A 20,309-nucleotide genomic window follows, 5' to 3' on the forward strand; every position below is an offset into this window, starting at 1 on the left:
GGTTTTCCCGTTATGTCATTTGAATGGGTAAGCGAAAGAAATTATGAAGACATTCTGTACGAAACATATAATGGAATCGCGAAAATCACGATCAACCGTCCTGAGGTTCGCAATGCATTCCGTCCAAAGACGGTAATGGAATTGATCGATGCATTCGCATATGCGAGAGATGATTCGAAGGTGGGCGTCATCATCCTTACAGGTGCCGGCGAGCACGCATTCTGTTCAGGAGGAGATCAAAGAGTCCGCGGCCATGGAGGGTACGTTGGCGAAGATGAAATCCCTCGCTTGAACGTCCTTGATCTTCAGCGTTTGATCCGTGTGATTCCTAAACCGGTCATCGCGATGGTGGCAGGTTATGCCATCGGAGGAGGCCATGTTCTGCATGTAGTATGTGATATCACTATCGCAGCAGACAATGCTGTATTCGGACAAACAGGACCTAAAGTCGGAAGCTTTGATGCAGGTTATGGTGCCGGATACCTTGCTCGTATCGTCGGCCATAAGAAAGCCAAAGAAATCTGGTACCTGTGCCGTCAATACGGTGCGCAGGAAGCTCTTGAAATGGGCTTGGTCAACACGGTGGTTCCTTATGAGAAACTGGAAGAAGAAACCGTTCAATGGGCTTCAGAAATGCTTGAGAAGAGCCCGACCGCCCTTCGCTTCCTGAAAGCTGCTTTCAATGCGGATACAGATGGACTTGCCGGTCTTCAGCAGCTTGCCGGGGATGCGACACTTCTATATTACACAACAGATGAAGCAAAAGAAGGCCGCGATGCGTTTAAGGAAAAACGCAAGCCGGACTTCGGTCAATTCCCTCGTTTCCCTTAATCGGGAAGATGCTTGGAGCGGATTGAATCCGGGCAGTACGGGTTGATTGATGAAACACAAGGGCTTGATGGATACCTCCATCAAGCTTTTTTTCGATGAGCGAAGTATATATTACGTCCGGGAACCATGAATAAAGCAGAATCCCACAGCGCAACATTTACTAAGGCTGTTTTCACATTTATCGCTGCTTTTGGAAAAATCCCATGTGCAGGATTTTTCCCCTGTATATAAAGCAGCAGCTCTTTTTTTCCTGCTAACCGGGGTTTTTACGACGATATAAAATTTATATTGAATATACGAAAGAGCTCTTTACTAAGATAAATTGAAGAAACAATAGAAACACAATGGATTGGAGACTTCGAAATGGAGAATCACGTATTCCTGCCCAACTTATTGAAACAGAGAGCCTATTTGACTCCTGAAAGAAGGGCTTTGGCGTTTGGAGAACATCAATATACGTTCAGGGAAGTCTATGCTGCCGCTATAAGGCGGGCGGGGACACTTAAACATACGTTCGATTTGGAGCAAGGCACTAAAGCAGGTGTTCTTATTAAAAACACTGCGTCTGGATACTTCCTGCTCCTTGCTCTTCAGCAGGCAGGTGTGACAGCAGTTATGTTGAATAACCGTCTGACCAATGAAGAACTCGAATTTCAAATAACAGACACCAGTATAGATGCTTTGATTTATGATGACGATTTCCATAACCGTGCAAATGAACTGAAGCCATTCATCAATAACGAAAGAGTTTTCCCGCTTTCAGAGATGGAGTCACAGCTGCAGCCGGAATTCGAGCCTCTTGAACAGGTTGATATGGAAAGTATCTGTACAATCATGTACACTTCTGGAACAACAGGAAATCCAAAGGGAGTACTGCAATCCTACAATAACCACTGGTGGAGTGCGGTGGGTTCGGCACTGAACCTCGGGCTGAGGGAAGATGATGTTTGGCTCTGTGCTGTACCGCTGTTTCATATAAGCGGTTATTCAATCATTATGAGAAGCATAATTTATGGCATGGAAATCAAGCTTTTTGAAAGGTTTGATGAAGCGGTTGTCGACCAGGAATTGAAGAAAGGCAGTATCACCATTATTTCCGTAGTCACTGCCATGCTTCAAAGGCTTCTCAAAAATATTGGAGAAGGAAGTTATCATCCTGATTTCCGCTGCATGCTTCTTGGAGGAGGCCCGGTACCCAAGAGTATGCTGGAGCAGTGTAAAGAAAAGCGAATCCCTGTTTATCAGACGTACGGGATGACCGAAACTTCTTCCCAGATCGTGACGCTTTCGCCTGAGGACAGCCTGGAAAAGCTGGGATCAGCCGGCAAGCCATTATTTCCTTGTGAATTGAAGATTGTTTCTAACGGAAAAGAAGCAGCCGCCGGCATAGAAGGTGAGATTGCCGTCAGGGGCCAAAATGTCACCAAAGGATACTACAAGAGGGAAGAGGCGAATAAGAAGAGCTTTGCAGATGGCTGGTTCATGACAGGAGACATCGGATATCGGGATGACCAGGGCTTTTTGTATGTACTCGACCGCCGTTCAGATTTGATAATTTCTGGAGGGGAAAATATCTATCCAGCAGAAATAGAGTCTGTGCTTGTATCACATTCTGCTGTATCCGAAGCAGGGGTGATTGGTGTGGAATCAGAAGAATGGGGGCAGGTACCCGCAGCCTTCCTTGTCTCTGAAAGAGAGCTGGACAGTTCAGAAGTGAAGGAGTTCTGCCGCAGCAGACTTGCTCGATACAAGATTCCGCATCATATTTATTTCGTTGACAGCCTTCCGAGAAATGCATCCAATAAATTATTGAGGAAGAATTTAAGGGAACTCATACAAAAGGGGCAGTTCAATGATAATCAATAAAGTCCTGCTTCATGTTATAAAAATGAAGCTCAAAAAGCCTTTTTCCACCCATCTTGGAACAGTGAAGGAAAGGGAAGGCATCATAGTGGAAGTCATAGATGACAGTGGACTAAGAGGCTATGGTGAAGGAGTTGCCTTCAGCACTCCATGGTATACGGAAGAGACGGTAGGCACCTCATTGCATATCATGAAAGAGGTGTTGATCCCACTGCTGCTGAAATCTTCCATCAGTCATCCAGAAGAATTAAGTACTCTTTTTTCATCCGTCAGACGCAACAATATGGCTAAAGCTTCATTGGAATGCGCGGTATGGGATCTATATGCAAAACAACTGAAGAAACCATTGTGGAAGGTACTTGGAGGAAACAGGGAAGTGATTGCTGCAGGTGCAGTTGCTGGGTCGCCTTTGATTGAGGAAACAATCAATCAGGTCCATGGATTTTCAGCAGAGGGCTACGAGCGGATAAAGGTGAAAATCTCTCCAGAGAATGACATTGAATTAATAAAAAGCATCCGTAAAGAGTTTCCACATCTCAGATTAATGGCGGACGCAAATTCAGCCTACACTTTAAAGGATGCAGATCATCTAAAAAAACTGGACGGTTTTGGTCTCGAGATGATTGAACAGCCTTTAGGGATTGATGACATCTATGAGCACAGCCTTCTCCAAAGAGAATTGAAAACCAATGTCTGCCTGGATGAGAGCATTGCTTCCCTTCATGATGCAAGGAGTGCCATTGCTTTGGGCAGCTGCCGATATATCAATATCAAGCTTGGCCGGGTTGGAGGTTATTCAACGGCTGTAGCCATACACGACCTTTGCCGGCAGGAAGGCGTACGTGTCTGGTGCGGCGGTATGATTGAGTTCGGAGTATCCAGGGCGCATAATATTGCGCTATCCACTTTGGAAGGCTTTGATTTTCCGGGAGATATCTCGTCTTCAACACGATACTGGGAAGAAGATATCATAGAACCCGCAGTGACCGTCGTAAAGGGGAAAATTAAAGTGCCGAATGGTCCGGGGATCGGTGTGGAGTTGAACCGCAGGCGTTTAAAGCAGGTAACCCTGCTCACAGAAGAGTATTCACTGTAAAAGAAGAGGAGGCTGAAATCAGCCTCCTCTTCGGGTTTATGAAACAGGTTCGAATGTCTTGCAGTCTGTTTCATGCTGGTCATCAGCTTGTTTTCCTGAATGGCTGACAACATAAATCTGGTCTGCAGAGCATTTGTTTCCGTTTTTCCAGAAGTGACAGTTGTTCACTTCGCAAAGTACGTCTTTTGCCATCTTCACAACCCCCATGTTAGAAATGCCGTACATTGTTAGTTTTGATATTACATCGGGGGTTTATAAGTGGTAACTATATCTAGGTTTTTTGTTTTAAGTAGCGCTTATCATTCATGAACAGGCTCCAGAAATAGACAAATCCCGGAAACAGAATGGCGAACCCGACGATATAGGTGATGAATACCGCCTTAAAGGAATTGGGATCCGTAAAGCCGGAGCTGATGGTGACCTCCGGATAAATGATATATGGCAGGTGAGCCTTTCCATAAACATAGCTTGCTATCAAGTACTGGAGCGTAATGGCTATCACAGCGATCCTGGGCATCCCTTTGATGCCTTTTTTGTCTGTAGGCAAAAATAAAGCTGCACCAGCTGCCAGAAAACCAAGCAAGGAAAAGACAAGGAGATGTCTGTCTTCCATCATTCGTTCATAGATCCATCCGGCTTCTTCCCGCAGTGTAAACATGATCATCAAGGCAGATATCAGGGACAGGGGGCCGGTGATCATTGCGTCTCTCCGATAGACACGATAGGCGTCCAGCTCCTCGGATGTTTTTGAGTAGTCCGCAAGCAGGAGAGAAGAGAGGAACAGCGTTGAACTGATCGCAAAGGCTATGAAGGAATACTCATTCGGGCTGGAGAAAAGTTCCCCCAAACGCAGGGTCTGCCCATCCTCAAAATCAACGAAGCGGCCGTGTGAAATAGGAAGCACGCTGATCAGCAGACCTGGAATCAATAAGCCGCAAATTCCGGATATATAAGTGAGGATCTTTCTATAATCTTCAGCTACATGTGAAAAAACAAGAAAGGCACTCCTAAGTGCAAGCAACAAAAGAATCATGCTTCCTGGGACTAAAAGGACAGTCCCAAGTGAATACGCAGCACCGGGGAAAAAACTGTATACGGCAACAACGATCGCCACGATAAAGGTATTGGTCACTTCCCATGTAGGAGAGAGATAACGGTTGGCGATATTTGTGGCCTTGGTTTTCTCCCGGTTGATATATACCATGGACCAGAATCCTGCTCCGAAGTCCATTGTGGCCATGACAGCATAGATAAAGACAAATCCCCACAGGACCGTAATGGCCAGTAGTTCATTTGACATTTTTTCACCCCCAGTGATGTAAGCAGCATATGAAATCGAGGTTACGAGAAGAATCCAGTGTTTGTATGTTCAACTTTGTTCAGGTCATCTTCAGCTGTATTGCGTTTGAAGTAATATAGAAGAACCGAAACAACAGCGATCCCTAACACTACATAAACCGAAGTGAAAGCCACAAACAATGTCGCGAGGTTCCCGGTGGTGGTAACGGAATCCTCAGTGCTGAGCATTCTATAGATTGTCCAGGGCTGCCTGCCTGTGCAGGCGAAGATCCAGCCGAATTCGATAGCGAGAATCGATAATGGACCGCCAGTAATGAACAACCACATCATCCATTTAGGGAAATGGTCCTTCTTCAGCAATTTGTTCCAAACAAAGGCGGTGAGGCCAAGTAAAATGAGCAGGCTTCCGATTCCGACCATCGCATTAAACAACGTGTGAACAAATAGAGGCGGCCAATATTCCTCAGGAAAATCATTCAAACCGATGACTTCGGTTTTGAAGCTGTCTCCTGCGAGGAAACTCAATGCCCAGGGAATTTCAATCCCCCACTTGACCTCCTGTGTTTCTCTGTCGGTGAACCCGCCTATAGCCAAAGGTGCATACCGCTGTGTTTCGAATAGACCTTCTGCAGCTGCAAGTTTCTCCGGCTGATACTCATGGAGCATCTGGGCGGATTCATGTCCATTGATTGCTGTAAAAAAGGCAAAAGTTGCGCCGACAAGCAGACCGAGCATCAAAGCCTTTCGATGAAACTTATATACTCTGCTGCCAAAATCCGCTTTCAACATATTGTAAGCCGCAACTGAGGCAATGACAAAGCCTCCTGTCACATATGCGGACAATGCAACATGCCCGGCAGTTACAAAGAAACTTGGATTGAAAAAGGCCTTCCAGGGATCAACATCAACAATCTCACCGTTGACCATCCTGAATCCTGCAGGCGTTCCTTCGAAGGCATGGACGTTGGTAATGAGCACAGCGGAAGCCAATCCACCGAGCACAACCAGCGTCAGGCTCAGAATACGCACCCACGGAGCGATGCGGTTGGCGGCATAAACATAGATAGACATGAATAATGCTTCCACGAAAAAAGCATAGATTTCAATCTGGAAAGGAAGTGCCATGACCCTTCCTACAACCTCCATGAACCCGGGCCACAGAAGCGAGAGCTGGACACCTGCAATCGTCCCGGATGGAATGCCGACGCCAAGCAAAACGGCAAAGGCTTTTGTCCACCTTTTTCCCATGAGTTCATACTCACGGTCCTTTGTCTTCTGATATAACAGTTCTGCAATCAGGATCATCATGGGGATGGCGACGCCGAGTGTGGCAAATATGATATGAAATCCCATCGTCGTTCCAAACATTGACCGTGCAATTACCAAATCATCCATAAGGTTACTCCTTTAGCTAGTGATTGACGGTTATATTCTTCTCACAATCCAAAAAATTATGCAGAGTTATCCAGATGTGGAAAAAGAAAAAAAGCGCCGACTTTACTGGTCGGCGCTCTTCCATATTATTCACTGCCAAGGGCTTTCTGCAGTGTCTCAATATTCTCGTTCATTAAGTCAAAGTAGTCTTTATCTCCATCGATGTCTTCCTGTGTACGGACACCGAGGTTATGCAGTGTCAGTTTCTTAGCACCGATCTCTTTTTGAACAACTTCGGTCAATCTGGATGATCCATTCTGTTCAAAGATGATATAGGATATGTTATGTTTTTTTGCATCATCAATGATTTTTTTTAGTTCCTGCTGAGATGGTTCGTCAGATGAAGAAATGCCGGAGATTGCAACTTCCTCGATTCCATAGCGTTGTTCCCAATAGCTGTAAGCAGCATGCGCGACAAAGATTTTCTTTGTTTCTGCGTTTGCTGCAGTCGTTTCAAAAGATTCATCCAATTCATCAAGCTGGGAAACAAGATTTTCATAGTTCTCTTTAAATACGGATTCCTTCTCAGGCATTTGTTCTGAGAGTGATTCGTAAATTGTGTGCGCCAGTTCCTTAGCATAAACCGGATCTAACCAAACATGTGGATTGATGTCATGGTCATGACCATGACCTTCTTCTCCCTGTTCACTTTCTTCAGTGTCCCCTTCGTGAGCATGCTCCTCATGATCTTCTTCCTCAGCATGTCCTTCATGTCCTTCATCACTTTCCAGGCTGCCCTCAAGCTCTGAGCCAGTTGCGATCATCTTGACATTCTCATTTTGCAGCACCTCTTCAGCTTTATCTACAAAGCCTTCAAGTCCGAGTCCAATGTAGAAAAATACGTCTGCATCAGAGAGGTCCATCATATCTTTTTGGGAAGGCTCAAATGTGTGTTCGTCCGTCCCCGGCGGATAGATTGATTCCGTTTCTACATATTCACCACCGATTTTTTCGGCGAAATCACTCAGCGGATAGACGGTAGTATAGACTGTTAAGGTGTCAGAATCATTGCTATTTCCTTGTTCCTTCTCTGTCCCGCATGCTGCGAGCAGCAATAGGAAAGCGATACTGCAAAATATTTTAAACCGTTTCATGTTTCTCCTCCTCATTGATTCAAGTCAGAATTATTCCGATTATTTAAAAAGTAATCATTACGATTTATTTTCCCTACATGATTTTACTATCACCTGGCATGAAAAGCAAGAAAAAAAGCCATCAAGATTTTTCTCTTGATGGCCATTTATCAGGGACATGATCTATCCCGCCCGGGTGGAAGGGGTGGCATTTAACAATTCTTTTAATAGTGAGCCAGCCGCCCCGGACGGCTCCAAACCGCTTGATTGATTCCATTCCATAATGGGAGCAGGTGGGATAGAATCTGCAGGTTGGAGGCTTAAGGGGTGAAATGACCAACTGATACAAGCGTATCAACGCCAGAAATATTTTTTGCATGACATGCCTCCCAGGTAATTGCTATAACTGAAATATACCATTTACCCTCAAAATTATAAAGCAGGCAATCCCGAGGGTTGAGGAGCACGCTGATATTCAGATCAGCTCTGGGAAATCGATTTTGAATGAATGAAATCAGAAAATACTTTTACTATCAGGCCGATAATGAACAGGGTTAAGAAAGAGTAAAAATAATTCCAATGGTTGAGCTTATAAAACTCAAAATAGACAAATATAGGGACGAAAATGAAACCTATGAGGGCTGAACCAATGAGTGAAGAAATGATGAAGCTTTTCCAGCTGGTGAAAAATTGATATATCAGTGTAATGATAACGGGGACTGTGAGGAAATCCACTGCATTCACTGCTTCAAAGAATGCTAAAAACTGAGTGCGGTAGCTCCAAAGACCAAAGTAATTTCCAATTTCATCAACTGAACTCACAAGGATGAAACTGCTCGTGAATACAAGGGAAACCAATAAGATACGCTGACGATCAATAAGTATGATGAACAGTATTAAAAATAAGAAGTTCAGGATGAACACAACCCACCAGTTCAAGCTGAAAAGGTTGTCATTAAGCCAATAATTCATTTCCAGTTCACTTGCAATGTTTTTGCTTTTTTCTACCTTCTCAAACAAGTATTTTCACCACCTATATAATCTATAAAGATTTTTTCCAAAAAACATAAAGATAATACATTTAGGTGTTCCCGGGTTAATCACCGGGTTATAGAAGGGAATGAAGTCTATAACAGGGGGAATCCAACTTAATACAAGAACAATAGAAGGTGTATGGTTGACATCCGGGTGTTTTTAGCAGAATAGCCGGGTTACAATCATCTTTCGGATCAAGAATAGGGGAAAGGGGACTCTGTCTATAAGTGCGGACAAGGTTGTTGTATGGTGCGGAATTATGATTAAGTACAAAAAAAAGAACATTTCCTGAAGGAATGCTCTTTTTTATGGTCAGGATTGGTTTGGTTCATCCTTATTTTCAGTATCTTCATTATCCAGATGGGGATTGTTCTCGATCGGATCTACTGTGTGTTTATAGTCGTAAGCCTTGCTTGTTGTCAGGACGCTTACAAGGATAATTATAAAGATCAGGATGATCGAGATGACAAGTACACCAACATAACCCATGATTCATTCCTCCCTTACTCTTTATTTTACCATGAAGATAAAACCGGGTTAATAGTGTTCCTATTATTGATGATCTCTGTTAAGTTTAATATAAGACTTCACGGTAAATACATACATTTTTATACAGAGATGAGGGTAGTGCCATGAACTTATCTGCAATGATGGGCAGGCAGACAGCAGAACTGCAGCATACGCTGAACTTGAGTTTGCTGCAAAGCCAGATGGCTTCTCAAATGGCTGGGGCGACCGCCATGATGGAAAATATGACGGATGCATCCGGCCAAAAAGAAGCACCTCATCCGTTCAAGGGCGGAACCATCGACTTGAAAGGGTAAGGAAAACCCCCAAAGACTTAAAATCTTTGGGGGTTCTTCCTTCAATGGATAGTTCTGTAATTATACTGAGTGTCATGCTCGCCGGATGTCAGTTTTTCTTTCAGTGTTTCCAATATGTATAAGCGGATAAAATATTGAAGTTCGTCATTGTCCATTTCCTCAATGATATTCAATAGTTCCTTTCGTGATGATTCTTCAAGGATTGTCAAAGCGATCATATCCAAATCTTCATCTGTACCCCTGATTTTTCCTCTGTAAATTTCATATAATTCCTCAACAAGTTTCATAATGCCCTCACCTCCTGACTCATTTTTAAATATTTATAAACTTAATATTTCTTTCTTCATATGATGATAAAAGGGACAACCTCTTAAGTAATATTTACCCTTTTTTCCAGCAGGTTAATCCCACTTTATCATTTGAAGGGAGGGAATGGGATGAACAAGTGGATCATTCCTTTTGTATCGATCATTACCTCAACTGTTTCCAACATGACGGGAAGCGGGTGGAGCAAGCTGCTCACTATTTTGGTGATTGCAGTAATCCTGGATTATATTACAGGCCTTATAGCCGGGGGGATCACAGGCATACTTTCGAGCAAGAAAGGAATGAAGGGAATCGGCAAAAAGGTTATTATCTTCAGCATCGTGGCTGCAGCCCACCTTATTGATACTATACTTGGAAATCAGCATATTATTCGGGATTCAACCATAATTTTTTATCTCTGCAATGAAATTTTATCAATCATCGAAAATGCAGGAAGGGCAGGGCTGCCTATCCCTCCATTTTTAAAGGACGCCGTCGATTCACTTCATCGTAACATGAAGGACAAGGACGATTCTGAATAGAAACCCCTGATTTGAGGAAAAAGATAAATACAATTGATAAGGGGTTGACCGCATGGCAGAAGAAAAAAATGATTATTATATTGAAATTGCAACAGGGGAAATATCCAGAAGTTCTACGGATTCTCCATGGAATTTCAAAATCTCGGCAACAGATGAAGAAATCACAAGGCTGAGGGAAGTATTCGATCAGCAGCATTCCACAGACTGGCGGAATTTTTACCGGGCCCATACCCCATATCTTCAGTATCATTTTGATAAGGATAATGATGCCTATGATGATAACCTTCTGCATGCCTATCAAATGATCTATACCTTAGGCGATGAAGAAGCGAAGAAGCACATAAAAAGTATGGGGATCCTGACTGATTTGACCTGACAGCATTCTAAAGAGTGCTGTTTTTTTTATGCAAATCCTTGAGAAATGATGGGGTGCGGGAAGAGTAGTATAATGGGGGAGAATCAGTTTTATATAGGAGCAGTTCATTTTCTTTGGACGCATGCTGTTCAGAAGGATGCCGCACAGCTGCTGGTTTGAATCAGCCTATAGCTGCTCATTCACTTCATCTGGAAGTTAATTGTTTTCAAAAATTGGCACAAGATTTAAATATGTATTAGAAATGGTGAAAAAATGGAGAAATTTACTGATTTTAACGGTTTGGAAGTACATCTGGAGCTGGGGAGCCCTTATTTTCCGCTCGACCCCACGCATGTATTTGTAGTCGCCCGCCACCAAGGGAAGTGGCTGCTGACAACCCATAGTGTCCGGGGACTTGAATTCCCGGGCGGCAAGGTTGAAGCAGGTGAAACTCTGGAAGAAGCAGCGAAACGTGAATTATTTGAAGAAACCGGAGGCGTCTCATCAAGCTTGTCCAGGATCGGCACATATATGGTGAAGCAGCAGACTCCGTTTGCCAAAGCCATCTTTTTTGCTGATGTCGAGACGGTCAAAAGTAAGAATGATTATCTTGAAACTGACGGTCCCTTGCTTTGGGACGGCAGCTTTGAAGAGGTTTCGGAAGATGGGAGCTTCAGCTTTGTGATGAAAGATGATGTCCTTCAAAAGACACTGGCATATTTAAAGGAACATGGATACTATCAGTGAGAAACGAGGCTGTTTTGCCAGCCTCGTTTGTTTAGGATCGTATTAACTTTTTCTCAAGAATTTCAACGACTTTATACATAAGCGTGGCAAAGACAGCGATGATCAACAGCGAGAGCAGTACAAGAGAGAAGTTGAAGACTTGGAAGCCATAGATGATCATATAGCCGAGTCCTTTGGCGGATACCAGGAACTCACCGACGATGACTCCGACCCATGATAATCCGACATTGACCTTCAAGGTTGAAATGATAGTTGGGAATGATGCAGGCAGGATGGCTTCGTTGAAGGTCTGCATCCGGGTTGCGCCGAATGTTTGCATGACTTTCAGATAGTTGGCATCTACCTCCTTGAAGGATGTGTAGACGACGATCGTGGTGATGATCACTGAGATGATCGCACCCATTGCAATGATGGAGGTAAGGCCAGGCCCTAGAGCTACAATAAGAATAGGGCCTAGTGCCACCTTTGGCATAGCATTTAAGATGACCAGATAGGGGTCCAGGACCTTGGACAAAAATGGTGACCACCAGAGCAAAGCAGCAAGCAATGTACCCAGCAGGGTCCCGAGGATGAAGCCGGCTACTGTTTCCCCCAAGGTGATGGTAATGTGCATGATCAGTGAACCATCACCGATTTTTTCAGTGAATAGGTTCCAAATTTTATAGGGAGAACTGAAGATTAGAGGGTCGATCCATTTTGCCCGGCTTGCTGCTTCCCATAGTGAGAAAAAGGAGATGAAAATGAGCAGTTGATAGAGGCGGACCATCTTTTTTTCTCTTTTCAGGGCTTGCAAGAAATGTTGATGCTGTTTATCCATGTTACTTTGTGGACTCAAGGGACTCCAACTCCTTCCATATGAGCTGAAAGCAGTCCGAATAGGATTCGTGGTTTCTGGAATGGAACGGCTTCAATTCTCTGAGGGTTTCAGGGACCTCGAACACCTTGTGGATCCTTCCAGGTTTGGCAGATAGAAGGACGATCCGGTCACTCATCGCAATTGCTTCCCCGATGTCATGGGTGACAAGAAGGGCCGTTTTGTTGAAGGCCTTCAACGTTTCGAAGACAAGGTCCTCAAGCTTCAGTTTGGTTTGATAATCGAGTGCAGAGAATGGCTCATCAAGCAGGAGCAGCTTTGGTTCGACAGCAAGCGTTCGGACCAGTGCTGCCCGCTGTCTCATTCCTCCGGATAATTGTCTTGGGAATTGTTTCGCAACACCGTCCAGCCCGATTTCATCCAATAAATTCAATGCCCAGTTCTTCTTCTCTTCTGTGAGCAAATCCATTGTTTTCAAGCCCAGGAGAATATTTTCCTCAATGGTCTTCCAGGGAAATAAATAGTCCTGCTGCAGCATATAGCCGATTTTGTGTCTGCCCTTTGCAAGGGAATCTCCATCAATCTTGACCGATCCCGAACTTGGTTCAAACAATCCCGCAATGATGGAAAGCAAAGTGGTTTTGCCGCAGCCGCTTGGCCCGAGAAAAGAAACGAACTCCCCCTTTTGAACAGATAGGGAGATGTCTTCCAATGCTGTAGTGGCTGAAGTGGGCGTGAAATAGGTATGGTGGATTTGATCGATCTTCAATAGTTCCATTTTTCTCCCTCCTTGCATTTTTGCTGATAGTAGAGAACAGGGCCAGCCCGCTTTGGACTAACCCCCCCGGTACTCTCACCATACATTATTCATCCATGACTTCTTTAGCTATAGTGGTGTTGACCAATTTTCCATAGTCGATACGGCCCGGAAGTTCACCGGCTTCGTCCATGATATCCTGCAGGTTATTCCATTCATCTTCATCCAGTATCGGATCGGCTGCAAAGGATCCCTGGCTCCTGTAACGGTCTACCACAGTTTCGATAATGTCGAGTTCGGTATCTTCAAAGTAGGATTGTATCACTTCAGCAGTTTCTGCTGGATCGTTTTCTTCCACCCATTTTTGAGCTTTATAAATGGCTCTCGTGAATTTTTCAATAGTGTCATCATTTTCTTCCATGTAACTTTCCTTGGACATGAAAGAGGTATAAGGGACATGGCCTGACTGCTCACCAAAAGATGCAATGATGTAGCCTTTGCCTTCTTTTTCAAAAATAGAAGCAGTTGGTTCGAAGAGTTGAACATAATCTCCTGTTCCGGACGCGAAGGCGTTCGAGAACAAAATGCACCTTTTTTGGTGAATCCCCTAAATAATTTCTTTGTTATTTTCATATAAATTAATGGGTGATAAAATTATGGAATCGAATTATTTAGGGAGAGCTTGTTCGGTAAAAGAAGATGGACTACAATTAAACATCATTGATGAGTCAGATAATAAGGTTAAGGTGGAGTTAATATTTTTGAAAGATGAAAAAAAGAATAAAGAGGCATTAAGTAGCCTAGTTGCTTTTTTTACTTCTCTTTATTACTAATTTACATCATGAGGGTGAGTAGACTTGAAAAGAGTTTGGTGTCTATATCGGGTTTCCACTAAATCACAAGTTAATTTGGAAGATGATATTCCATTGCAAAGGAATGCTTGTATTAATTTTATTCATAAACAGCATGGATGGACACTTTGTAATGAATTGTATGAGAAAGGAATATCAGGTTGGAAAACCAAAAACGACGACCGTGATGCTTTGCTTACTATTAGAGAAGGTGCAATAAACAACGAGTTTGACGTTCTTCTGGTCTTCATGCTAGACCGCTTAGGTAGGAGGGAGGACGAAACCCCTTTAGTAATCAGTTTCTTACACGACTGTGGAGTTGAAGTTTGGTCAGTTCAAGAAGGGAAAAGAAGTATTGAATCACATATCGATAAACTAATTACTTATATTGGATTTTGGCAGTCCTCTGGTGAGAGCTTAAAGACATCAATAAGAGTTAGAGAATCTAAGAAACAGCTAAGTGAACAGGGATATTATCAAGGAGGTATTCCACCGTTTGGATATAAATTAAGTGAGACTAATGAAAGGCATTGGAAAGATTCAAGTAGAAGAATAAAAAGGTTAAGTATATGTATAGATGAGGCGGATATTGTAAGAATTATTTTTGATTTATATGTAAACCAAAATCACGGAATAAAAAGGATAACCTCATACTTAAATAACAACCATTTTAAAACTCGGAGTGGTAAAGAATTTCATACAAGTTTGGTGTCGAGGATTCTAAAAAACCCAGTGTATATCGGTTATAAAAAATACAACAGCTTTGATAGTGAAAAAGAAGGGTTTCAACCGTACAATGAAAAATTATGTATAATACCAAATGAAATGTACGAAAAGGCACAAAAAATAAGGAAAAGCAGGAATAATAAAAATCAGTTACAAGATAAATCAAATATACTCACCAAGGGAAACCTTATGTTTTCAGGATTAGCTAGGTGCTACTATTGTAACTCAAAACTAACTGCTAATTATTTGTATAGAAATGTACTTAGGAAGGATGGGAGCACATACAAGAAAGTTATCTACCGATACACTTGTCCATTAAATAAAGGGAAAGATACTGTTCATGAACAGTATGTCTGGGGCGCAAAGAAATACGATAAAATTATAATGGATGAAGTGAAAAAATTGATTGAAAGTATAGAGATAAAGAAACTAATTAATACAACAGAAAAAAATATTAAAAGTACAGTTTTAGATTCATTAGAAAAAAATCTAAGGGATTTGATAAAAGAGTTAAGAAGGTTGAAAAATCAAAGATGGTTATTAAGTGAGGAGATAATAAAAGTTATTGAGAACAAGAGTCACTTTACATCAGAACAAATTGGAGAAGCAATAGAATTAAAAGAAAAGGAAATTATAAGTTCAGAACAAAAAATTAGTGATTTAAATTTGAGGGTGAAATTATTTAAAGAGACAGCTTCAAAAATTAATGGAAGAGAAATATTGGATTGGGAATGTTTATTTGAAGAAGCTGATAATGATAGAAAAAAAGCAATGTTAGCAAATTTAATAAACACGGTTCAACTAGGTAGAAATCGAGTAATCATTACTTTCAATTTCTTTTTTCAAGAATTTCTGGAAAATCTACAAAAAAATTGATTCGAACCGTGTTTATTTCCTTTTTTGATTAATCGTTTGTTTTGTATTCTGAGGAGTCTTCGGCAGCACTTGCTACCTCAACATCTGTTGTTATAGGTGTATTTTGTAAGGTAGTATAAATGTCAGATAAAATATTCTTATATTCCATTAATAACATATCTTGGTCGCTACTATGCATTACACTTTTAACTTCTTTTAAATCCTCACCGTTCTCTGGAGGAACATATACTCCAGAATTACTAATCTTCACTTCGCACATTTCAGGTCTTGCTTTAAAATCAATTACTAAATCAATGAACTCTTTGCTATTCTTCTTATCAAGCCTCATTGAAGCCATGGAAAAGTAAAAACCTTTTTCTAGAGTTTCTTTCACAAATTTATTAGCTCTAAGGTTATATCCATCAAGAAGAGCAGAATTAATTCCATCTAACTGATCCTCTGAGACCCTAGTCTCTTTTGAGTCTCTTTTTACTTTTAATTTGTTGATTTCAACTAATTCCCATGGTTCCTGTATATTCCTAAAAAACACTTCAAATAACTCAATTCTTTGAATAATAGGAAGTTTACTTAAACTGATTTCTTGGAAATTGAATTTAACTTCATCTTCATTCTTTGAAATGAAAGATAATACTTCCCGTACTTTTTTATAATCATGAGAGGACTGCATGTTGAAATCTAACGAGCAATTATCATTGTGTGAATTAATCGAAACCTCAATTTGTCTAGAAGTCCTATCTAGTAAATCTATAAGGCTGGGTTTATATTCGTCATAACTAATTAGAAATTTCAAATTACCTTCGCTGTTTTTTAAAACAGTGATTTTTGTCTTATCCTCTTGGTCGATAACTTTATTATTTAGTCCTATCAGCGCTTCTTCTAAGTTTAGTTTCAGATTGTTTGAGAATGTAATTCTCCCAGATTTTTTGTAATTTTGTTCCGCATCCATAAGATTTTTAAAATCTGAGTAATCATTTTGATTTAAATAATAGTCTCCGCCAATTTTAGCTATATCCTTCTTTTTTCTAGCGCATATTATAATTCCGCGCTCTTTAAAGAAATCCACTGAATCTTTAGCTGTAAGGTGCTCTTCAATAACCCTACGAACGCTACCTTTTCTCGGATATTTTCTTACCATTATGTTACTCCTTCACGTTGTATTTTTCAGGTACCTTTAAAATTCATCCATGTAGTCGACTTTGATTTCCAAATTAGAATTGTTTCTTTTAATAATTTCTTTTCTTTCTCTAATAAAAGCATCAATGTGCTCCCTTGATTGGGATTGGTCTCCATACATGTGAATTTGCAATTCATCGGCATCTTCAATTTGAAACTCACTAACTAGCTGATACATAAACTCTAATTCTTTTTTTGTTGGTTCAGCATAGAAAAATATATGATTGACATTCTGTATGAAACTTCCATTAGAATGACGAACTTCACGTGTGCTTTTACCAAATATGTAGCTAGAATATAATTGAACCAAATTCACATAGTTTTTTTGAATGCTCATGCTTTTAAATTTTCTATAATAATCACTTGGAAAGAAAAAATTGAATTCTTTACTTTCAGATTCTAATTTTTTCTTATATTCAATTAAAGATGTCCATTTTAATATTTCATGGTTCGTTGCGACATATATAGTTATAGGTTTGGTTTTGGAGGGGATTTCGATTTCAGATAAATATTCCTTTATTTTTTCATAATCATATTTTTCAACTTCGTTACACCAAACCATTAATAGTCCAGTATCAACACCATTTACTCCAAGTTCGTGGAGCTTTTCTGAAACATTGGCGCATTCAATTGTTGTGCGTAACTGATTAATAAAAGAACTAATTGTTGATTTACTTATTCCGCTCCATACTCTTTTTTTTGACTCAACAAGTACATTTAATTCTTGCTGAAGAAAAGGGTCAAAATAACTGAATAACGAATCCACACCGTGGTCATTTTTTCTTTCTTTAGCTTCATTTGACCCATGCGCTGTCTTAAAAGAACACTTAATATCGAAATTGGAGGTACCTTCTTGTGTCCAACCCAATTCACGTAGTATTTTTATAGTTTGTGTAGTCCACTTTTCTCCCTCAAATTGCTGTTGCTCTGACATTTTTATTCACCCTCAAATAAATTCTAAATTATCTACTAAATCTTTTACTTCTTCAATGAAGATTTGACTTATACTGCTATAGTGTAGCTTAATAAAGCTCTCTTTTAAGTTTATATCCATTTCTATGTGGTCTTCACCAGTGGATGAAAACAGCTCAACTTTAGTATTAATAAGTTGAGCACCTATACTTGAAATAAGTTCTAAGGCGTCGTTGCTATTCGTAGTTGCAAACGTTGCTAATGGTATATACTTGTTTGAAATTTTAATATCTTTAAAAGTGATTTCAGTGATGTTACTACTGTCTTGAGATAGTTGCCGGTAAAAGCCTTTAAAATCAAGTGATGAATCCATTAATTCGAAAGGTTTAGGTAACTTGAAGATATTATTTATTGATTTGATTAATTTTGGCACACCCCAAATTATCATTGTCTCTGTAATGCAATTTAATCTTATTTCACCTTTAATTATTTTCGGTGTTTCTTCAGATATTATTTTCTCTTTAGTTGAATCGAATGCTAATTCAAAACTATTAATTACTTTAAAATATCTTATAACATAGGAGTTCTCTAACTCTTCATAGCCAAAGAAACCTTCCTTATTATTAAAGTTCAATTCAAGTAAGGATTGAAAAAACTTTGGGAGGTTAAGGTAGTCATTAATATTTACTTTACTAAAATAAACATAAGGTTCTAAACTAACCATATTTATTCTACCTTTCTAAAATGAATCTCTATAATAAGTACATTGTAACAAAAAATAAGTAAAAAAAGGCAATAAATGCCTAATTTAGGGTTAGAAATTTAAGTGTGTAAGTGAGCTATCTCCTAAGGCATTAGGGATATTGGCAAAATCAATATTTTGGATCAAGTCAAGGTCCTGCTGCGGATTAATGCCTTGTTTCTTCAGGACGAATTCCCCAACCATCTGAGGCATACCGCCTTTTCGCTGGCCGAGGAAAGTGGAACCTTTCAACTGTTCCCAATCAAAATCCTCGATTTTTTCCCGGGCAACAAGGAAGGTGCCGTCTGTCTGGGTTAATTGCGCAAAGTTGATGACCGGATCACTTGAACCTTGAGAGTCTACGTAAATACTGGTTTCAGAACCGACCAATGCTATGTCGGCACCATCTGCAAGCAGCGTGGTCATCGTTTTGTCCCCGCCCCAAGTAGTGGTCAATTCAACATCCAGCCCCTCTTCTTCAAAAAAGCCCTTTTCAATTGCAACGTACTGAGGAGCATAGAAGATGGAACGTGTAACCTCGGCAACTCTGACCTTTTCCAACTTTTGTTCTTCATTGGTGCAGCCCCATACCCCTATTGCGAGAATGAGGATCATAAATAAAGAAAAACTAACCTTGGGCAGCCTTTTCAAATCGATTCCTCTCCTTCAGTCTGGTCATGCTCCGCCGCTTAGTGGCTGCAATGAGTTGATGCGCCCGGGATGACAGACATATATTGTTTGCTACCTATGGTATGTAAAAATGAAAATTGTGTGATGGCCTATATCAAAAAGCGGTTTTTAAGGAGAGAATAAAAAGGGTAAAGGACTATACAGGGAAGGCAGGTGTGATCTTTACCACAACGCGAGGGATTGTATTTACAGCCCTATAAGTTAGGCCTGTCAAATGCTTTTGGCTAAAGCTTTTTGGAAGTCCGCTAATGAGCCTCTGGCTAATAATTAAAATGAAATTCTTTAAAAAGATATCTAATTCACTTTATTAGGGTTCATAAGAAGATCTTTACTTAAGGCTGTTTTCACATAATATTGTTGTTTTCGGAAAAAGAACGGGGAGCTCTTTTCTTTGCTGCTCACCCGGGTTTTTACGGTGATTTACCAGGATATGATTGAAATTTATATTGAATAGCAGCAAAGTTTACGCAAAGAGCCTTGCTTAAAAGATTCTTTTATACAGCAGTAGAATTTTAAAAATGATACTTAATGGAAAGATCCTGAAAACACAAGAAAGGATGAGCATATGAAGAATGGGACGATCCTGGAGAAAGAACTTTATCCGTCACCAAATCCAAATGTTGAGCTATTTTCGATTACATACTACGCAGACGGTCTTCGCATAAAAGGCATGCTGGCCCAGCCCAAAGATGACTTTACCTGCCCAGGCTTCCTCTATTTAAGAGGGGGCATCAAAAACGTCGGCCAGGTGCGTCCTGCCCGTATCGCACAGTTTGCTTCGGAAGGATTCATCGTCTTCGCTCCTTTTTATCGGGGAAACCAAGGCGGGGAAGGGAATGAGGACTTTGCTGGCGATGACCGCCATGATGCCTTTGCAGCTTTCGACCTGCTGCAGGACCATCCCCGTGTATCAGGCAGGAAAGTCCATATCTTCGGTTTTTCAAGAGGGGGAGTGATGGCTCTTCTCACAGCAATCGAGAAAAAGGATGCTGCTTCCATTGTTACCTGGGGCGGGGTGTCTGACATGGTGTTGACCTATGCGGAAAGAAAAGACCTTCGCCGGATGATGAAAAGAGTGATTGGCGGGACGCCGAAGAAATATCCCATAAGATATAAATGGAGGACACCTTTGTATAGATTGGAGGAGATAGAGGCTCCGGTCCTTATCATTCATGGAGCAAAAGATCAGAATGTATCGATAGCCCATGCCCATAAACTTGAAAAGAGGTTGAAAGAGCTGGACAAAAAGGTGGATACCTATTATTTTGAGGAGTATACACATTACTTTCCTCCGGCAGTCAACAGGGATATCGTCTTCACGTTGTGCAGCTGGATGAAAAAACATAATTAAGGGAGTGTATTC

23 protein-coding genes and 2 pseudogenes are annotated in these 20,309 nt (G+C 40.9%); 10 read left to right on the forward strand and 15 right to left on the reverse strand.

Annotated features, from left to right (window positions below; genetic code table 11):
* Positions 1-12 precede the first annotated feature (12 nt).
* The 3 genes from menB to menC all read left to right on the forward strand — a co-directional run bounded on the left by menB (position 13) and on the right by menC (position 3,790).
* On the forward strand, positions 13-831 hold the full coding sequence (gene menB / locus D3H55_RS07005; RefSeq protein ID WP_119546189.1) for a 1,4-dihydroxy-2-naphthoyl-CoA synthase: 819 nt from the start codon (positions 13-15) through the stop codon (positions 829-831).
* A 363-nt stretch (positions 832-1,194) separates the two neighbouring features.
* On the forward strand, positions 1,195-2,697 hold the full coding sequence (locus D3H55_RS07010) for an o-succinylbenzoate--CoA ligase (protein ID WP_119546190.1): 1,503 nt from the start codon (positions 1,195-1,197) through the stop codon (positions 2,695-2,697).
* Complete coding sequence (gene menC / locus D3H55_RS07015; protein WP_119546191.1) at positions 2,684-3,790, forward strand: o-succinylbenzoate synthase; 1,107 nt, start codon at positions 2,684-2,686, stop codon at positions 3,788-3,790. The genes D3H55_RS07010 and menC overlap by 14 nt, the downstream gene beginning before the upstream one ends.
* 36 nt (positions 3,791-3,826) lie before the next feature.
* Here menC and D3H55_RS07020 read toward each other — a convergent pair whose 3' ends face one another.
* The 7 genes from D3H55_RS07020 to ytzI form a co-directional block, all read right to left on the reverse strand.
* A complete protein-coding gene (locus tag D3H55_RS07020; RefSeq protein ID WP_119546192.1) occupies positions 3,827-3,982 on the reverse strand; it encodes a DUF1540 domain-containing protein in 156 nt (51 codons plus the stop codon).
* Between the two features lie 79 nt (positions 3,983-4,061).
* Positions 4,062-5,090: a cytochrome d ubiquinol oxidase subunit II gene (locus D3H55_RS07025; protein ID WP_119546193.1), complete on the reverse strand. Its 1,029-nt coding sequence runs from the start codon at positions 5,088-5,090 to the stop codon at positions 4,062-4,064.
* 41 nt (positions 5,091-5,131) lie between these two features.
* Positions 5,132-6,484, reverse strand: a complete 1,353-nt coding sequence (locus D3H55_RS07030; protein ID WP_119546194.1) for a cytochrome ubiquinol oxidase subunit I — start codon at positions 6,482-6,484, stop codon at positions 5,132-5,134.
* Positions 6,485-6,609: 125 nt separating this feature from the next.
* Positions 6,610-7,617: a metal ABC transporter solute-binding protein, Zn/Mn family gene (locus tag D3H55_RS07035; protein WP_119546195.1), complete on the reverse strand. Its 1,008-nt coding sequence runs from the start codon at positions 7,615-7,617 to the stop codon at positions 6,610-6,612.
* A gap of 121 nt (positions 7,618-7,738) precedes the next feature.
* Positions 7,739-7,975, reverse strand: coding sequence for a membrane protein insertion efficiency factor YidD (gene yidD, locus D3H55_RS07040; protein WP_119546196.1), 237 nt, complete (start codon positions 7,973-7,975; stop codon positions 7,739-7,741).
* A gap of 101 nt (positions 7,976-8,076) precedes the next feature.
* Positions 8,077-8,616 (reverse strand): CBO0543 family protein, encoded by a 540-nt coding sequence (locus tag D3H55_RS07045; RefSeq protein WP_119546197.1) that lies wholly within the window; start codon positions 8,614-8,616, stop codon positions 8,077-8,079.
* A gap of 327 nt (positions 8,617-8,943) precedes the next feature.
* Positions 8,944-9,120: a YtzI protein gene (ytzI, locus tag D3H55_RS07050; RefSeq protein WP_119546198.1), complete on the reverse strand. Its 177-nt coding sequence runs from the start codon at positions 9,118-9,120 to the stop codon at positions 8,944-8,946.
* Between the two features lie 143 nt (positions 9,121-9,263).
* Between ytzI and D3H55_RS07055 the strand changes: the two genes are divergently transcribed.
* Positions 9,264-9,455, forward strand: coding sequence for a hypothetical protein (locus tag D3H55_RS07055; protein WP_119546199.1), 192 nt, complete (start codon positions 9,264-9,266; stop codon positions 9,453-9,455).
* A 41-nt stretch (positions 9,456-9,496) separates the two neighbouring features.
* On the opposite strand, the gene D3H55_RS07060 is transcribed toward D3H55_RS07055, so the two are convergent.
* Positions 9,497-9,742 (reverse strand): DUF6154 family protein, encoded by a 246-nt coding sequence (locus D3H55_RS07060; protein WP_119546200.1) that lies wholly within the window; start codon positions 9,740-9,742, stop codon positions 9,497-9,499.
* A gap of 150 nt (positions 9,743-9,892) precedes the next feature.
* Here D3H55_RS07060 and D3H55_RS07065 point away from each other — a divergent pair, with 150 nt between their 5' ends.
* The 3 genes from D3H55_RS07065 to ytkD all read left to right on the forward strand — a co-directional run bounded on the left by D3H55_RS07065 (position 9,893) and on the right by ytkD (position 11,405).
* Positions 9,893-10,303, forward strand: coding sequence for a phage holin family protein (locus tag D3H55_RS07065; protein WP_119546201.1), 411 nt, complete (start codon positions 9,893-9,895; stop codon positions 10,301-10,303).
* Between the two features lie 52 nt (positions 10,304-10,355).
* A complete protein-coding gene (locus tag D3H55_RS07070) occupies positions 10,356-10,679 on the forward strand; it encodes a hydrolase (RefSeq protein ID WP_119546202.1) in 324 nt (107 codons plus the stop codon).
* Positions 10,680-10,931: 252 nt separating this feature from the next.
* Positions 10,932-11,405, forward strand: coding sequence for an RNA deprotection pyrophosphohydrolase (gene ytkD / locus D3H55_RS07075; protein WP_119546203.1), 474 nt, complete (start codon positions 10,932-10,934; stop codon positions 11,403-11,405).
* Positions 11,406-11,436: 31 nt separating this feature from the next.
* On the opposite strand, the gene D3H55_RS07080 is transcribed toward ytkD, so the two are convergent.
* The 3 genes and pseudogenes from D3H55_RS07080 to D3H55_RS07090 form a co-directional block, all read right to left on the reverse strand.
* Positions 11,437-12,222, reverse strand: coding sequence for an ABC transporter permease (locus D3H55_RS07080; protein WP_205685421.1), 786 nt, complete (start codon positions 12,220-12,222; stop codon positions 11,437-11,439).
* 1 nt (position 12,223) lies between these two features.
* A complete protein-coding gene (locus D3H55_RS07085) occupies positions 12,224-12,997 on the reverse strand; it encodes an ABC transporter ATP-binding protein (protein ID WP_119546205.1) in 774 nt (257 codons plus the stop codon).
* Between the two features lie 85 nt (positions 12,998-13,082).
* Positions 13,083-13,550: pseudogene (locus D3H55_RS07090) on the reverse strand (ABC transporter substrate-binding protein); the annotation flags it as partial.
* Between the two features lie 82 nt (positions 13,551-13,632).
* Here D3H55_RS07090 and D3H55_RS24075 point away from each other — a divergent pair.
* Positions 13,633-13,809 carry a hypothetical protein gene (locus D3H55_RS24075; protein WP_168412986.1) on the forward strand — a complete coding sequence of 59 codons (177 nt, stop codon included), beginning with the start codon at positions 13,633-13,635 and terminating at the stop codon, positions 13,807-13,809.
* A 24-nt stretch (positions 13,810-13,833) separates the two neighbouring features.
* Positions 13,834-15,429, forward strand: a complete 1,596-nt coding sequence (locus D3H55_RS07095; protein ID WP_119546206.1) for a recombinase family protein — start codon at positions 13,834-13,836, stop codon at positions 15,427-15,429.
* A 28-nt stretch (positions 15,430-15,457) separates the two neighbouring features.
* On the opposite strand, the gene D3H55_RS07100 is transcribed toward D3H55_RS07095, so the two are convergent.
* The 4 genes and pseudogenes from D3H55_RS07100 to D3H55_RS07115 form a co-directional block, all read right to left on the reverse strand.
* A complete protein-coding gene (locus D3H55_RS07100; RefSeq protein ID WP_119546207.1) occupies positions 15,458-16,564 on the reverse strand; it encodes a hypothetical protein in 1,107 nt (368 codons plus the stop codon).
* A gap of 36 nt (positions 16,565-16,600) precedes the next feature.
* Complete coding sequence (locus tag D3H55_RS07105; protein ID WP_119546208.1) at positions 16,601-17,536, reverse strand: PD-(D/E)XK nuclease domain-containing protein; 936 nt, start codon at positions 17,534-17,536, stop codon at positions 16,601-16,603.
* A gap of 12 nt (positions 17,537-17,548) precedes the next feature.
* A complete protein-coding gene (locus D3H55_RS07110; protein WP_119546209.1) occupies positions 17,549-18,238 on the reverse strand; it encodes a hypothetical protein in 690 nt (229 codons plus the stop codon).
* A gap of 111 nt (positions 18,239-18,349) precedes the next feature.
* A pseudogene (locus D3H55_RS07115) lies at positions 18,350-18,871 on the reverse strand (ABC transporter substrate-binding protein); the annotation flags it as partial.
* A gap of 640 nt (positions 18,872-19,511) precedes the next feature.
* Here D3H55_RS07115 and D3H55_RS07120 point away from each other — a divergent pair.
* On the forward strand, positions 19,512-20,297 hold the full coding sequence (locus tag D3H55_RS07120; protein WP_119546210.1) for an alpha/beta hydrolase family protein: 786 nt from the start codon (positions 19,512-19,514) through the stop codon (positions 20,295-20,297).
* Positions 20,298-20,309: the final 12 nt, after the last annotated feature.

The organism is Bacillus salacetis (assembly GCF_003581585.1).
GTDB lineage: Bacteria > Bacillota > Bacilli > Bacillales > Bacillaceae_B > Rossellomorea > Rossellomorea salacetis.

Coding starts and splice junctions, on each gene's coding strand:
- menB (WP_119546189.1), top strand. CDS start 13: ATGTCATTTGAATGGGTAAGCGAAAGAAATTATGAAGACATTCTGTAC.
- D3H55_RS07010 (WP_119546190.1), top strand. CDS start 1,195: ATGGAGAATCACGTATTCCTGCCCAACTTATTGAAACAGAGAGCCTAT.
- menC (WP_119546191.1), top strand. CDS start 2,684: ATGATAATCAATAAAGTCCTGCTTCATGTTATAAAAATGAAGCTCAAA.
- D3H55_RS07020 (WP_119546192.1), bottom strand. CDS start 3,982: ATGGCAAAAGACGTACTTTGCGAAGTGAACAACTGTCACTTCTGGAAA.
- D3H55_RS07025 (WP_119546193.1), bottom strand. CDS start 5,090: ATGTCAAATGAACTACTGGCCATTACGGTCCTGTGGGGATTTGTCTTT.
- D3H55_RS07030 (WP_119546194.1), bottom strand. CDS start 6,484: ATGGATGATTTGGTAATTGCACGGTCAATGTTTGGAACGACGATGGGA.
- D3H55_RS07035 (WP_119546195.1), bottom strand. CDS start 7,617: ATGAAACGGTTTAAAATATTTTGCAGTATCGCTTTCCTATTGCTGCTC.
- yidD (WP_119546196.1), bottom strand. CDS start 7,975: ATGCAAAAAATATTTCTGGCGTTGATACGCTTGTATCAGTTGGTCATT.
- ytzI (WP_119546198.1), bottom strand. CDS start 9,120: ATGGGTTATGTTGGTGTACTTGTCATCTCGATCATCCTGATCTTTATA.
- D3H55_RS07055 (WP_119546199.1), top strand. CDS start 9,264: ATGAACTTATCTGCAATGATGGGCAGGCAGACAGCAGAACTGCAGCAT.
- D3H55_RS07060 (WP_119546200.1), bottom strand. CDS start 9,742: ATGAAACTTGTTGAGGAATTATATGAAATTTACAGAGGAAAAATCAGG.
- D3H55_RS07065 (WP_119546201.1), top strand. CDS start 9,893: ATGAACAAGTGGATCATTCCTTTTGTATCGATCATTACCTCAACTGTT.
- D3H55_RS07070 (WP_119546202.1), top strand. CDS start 10,356: ATGGCAGAAGAAAAAAATGATTATTATATTGAAATTGCAACAGGGGAA.
- ytkD (WP_119546203.1), top strand. CDS start 10,932: ATGGAGAAATTTACTGATTTTAACGGTTTGGAAGTACATCTGGAGCTG.
- D3H55_RS07080 (WP_205685421.1), bottom strand. CDS start 12,222: ATGGATAAACAGCATCAACATTTCTTGCAAGCCCTGAAAAGAGAAAAA.
- D3H55_RS07085 (WP_119546205.1), bottom strand. CDS start 12,997: ATGGAACTATTGAAGATCGATCAAATCCACCATACCTATTTCACGCCC.
- D3H55_RS24075 (WP_168412986.1), top strand. CDS start 13,633: ATGGAATCGAATTATTTAGGGAGAGCTTGTTCGGTAAAAGAAGATGGA.
- D3H55_RS07100 (WP_119546207.1), bottom strand. CDS start 16,564: ATGGTAAGAAAATATCCGAGAAAAGGTAGCGTTCGTAGGGTTATTGAA.
- D3H55_RS07105 (WP_119546208.1), bottom strand. CDS start 17,536: ATGTCAGAGCAACAGCAATTTGAGGGAGAAAAGTGGACTACACAAACT.
- D3H55_RS07110 (WP_119546209.1), bottom strand. CDS start 18,238: ATGGTTAGTTTAGAACCTTATGTTTATTTTAGTAAAGTAAATATTAAT.
- D3H55_RS07120 (WP_119546210.1), top strand. CDS start 19,512: ATGAAGAATGGGACGATCCTGGAGAAAGAACTTTATCCGTCACCAAAT.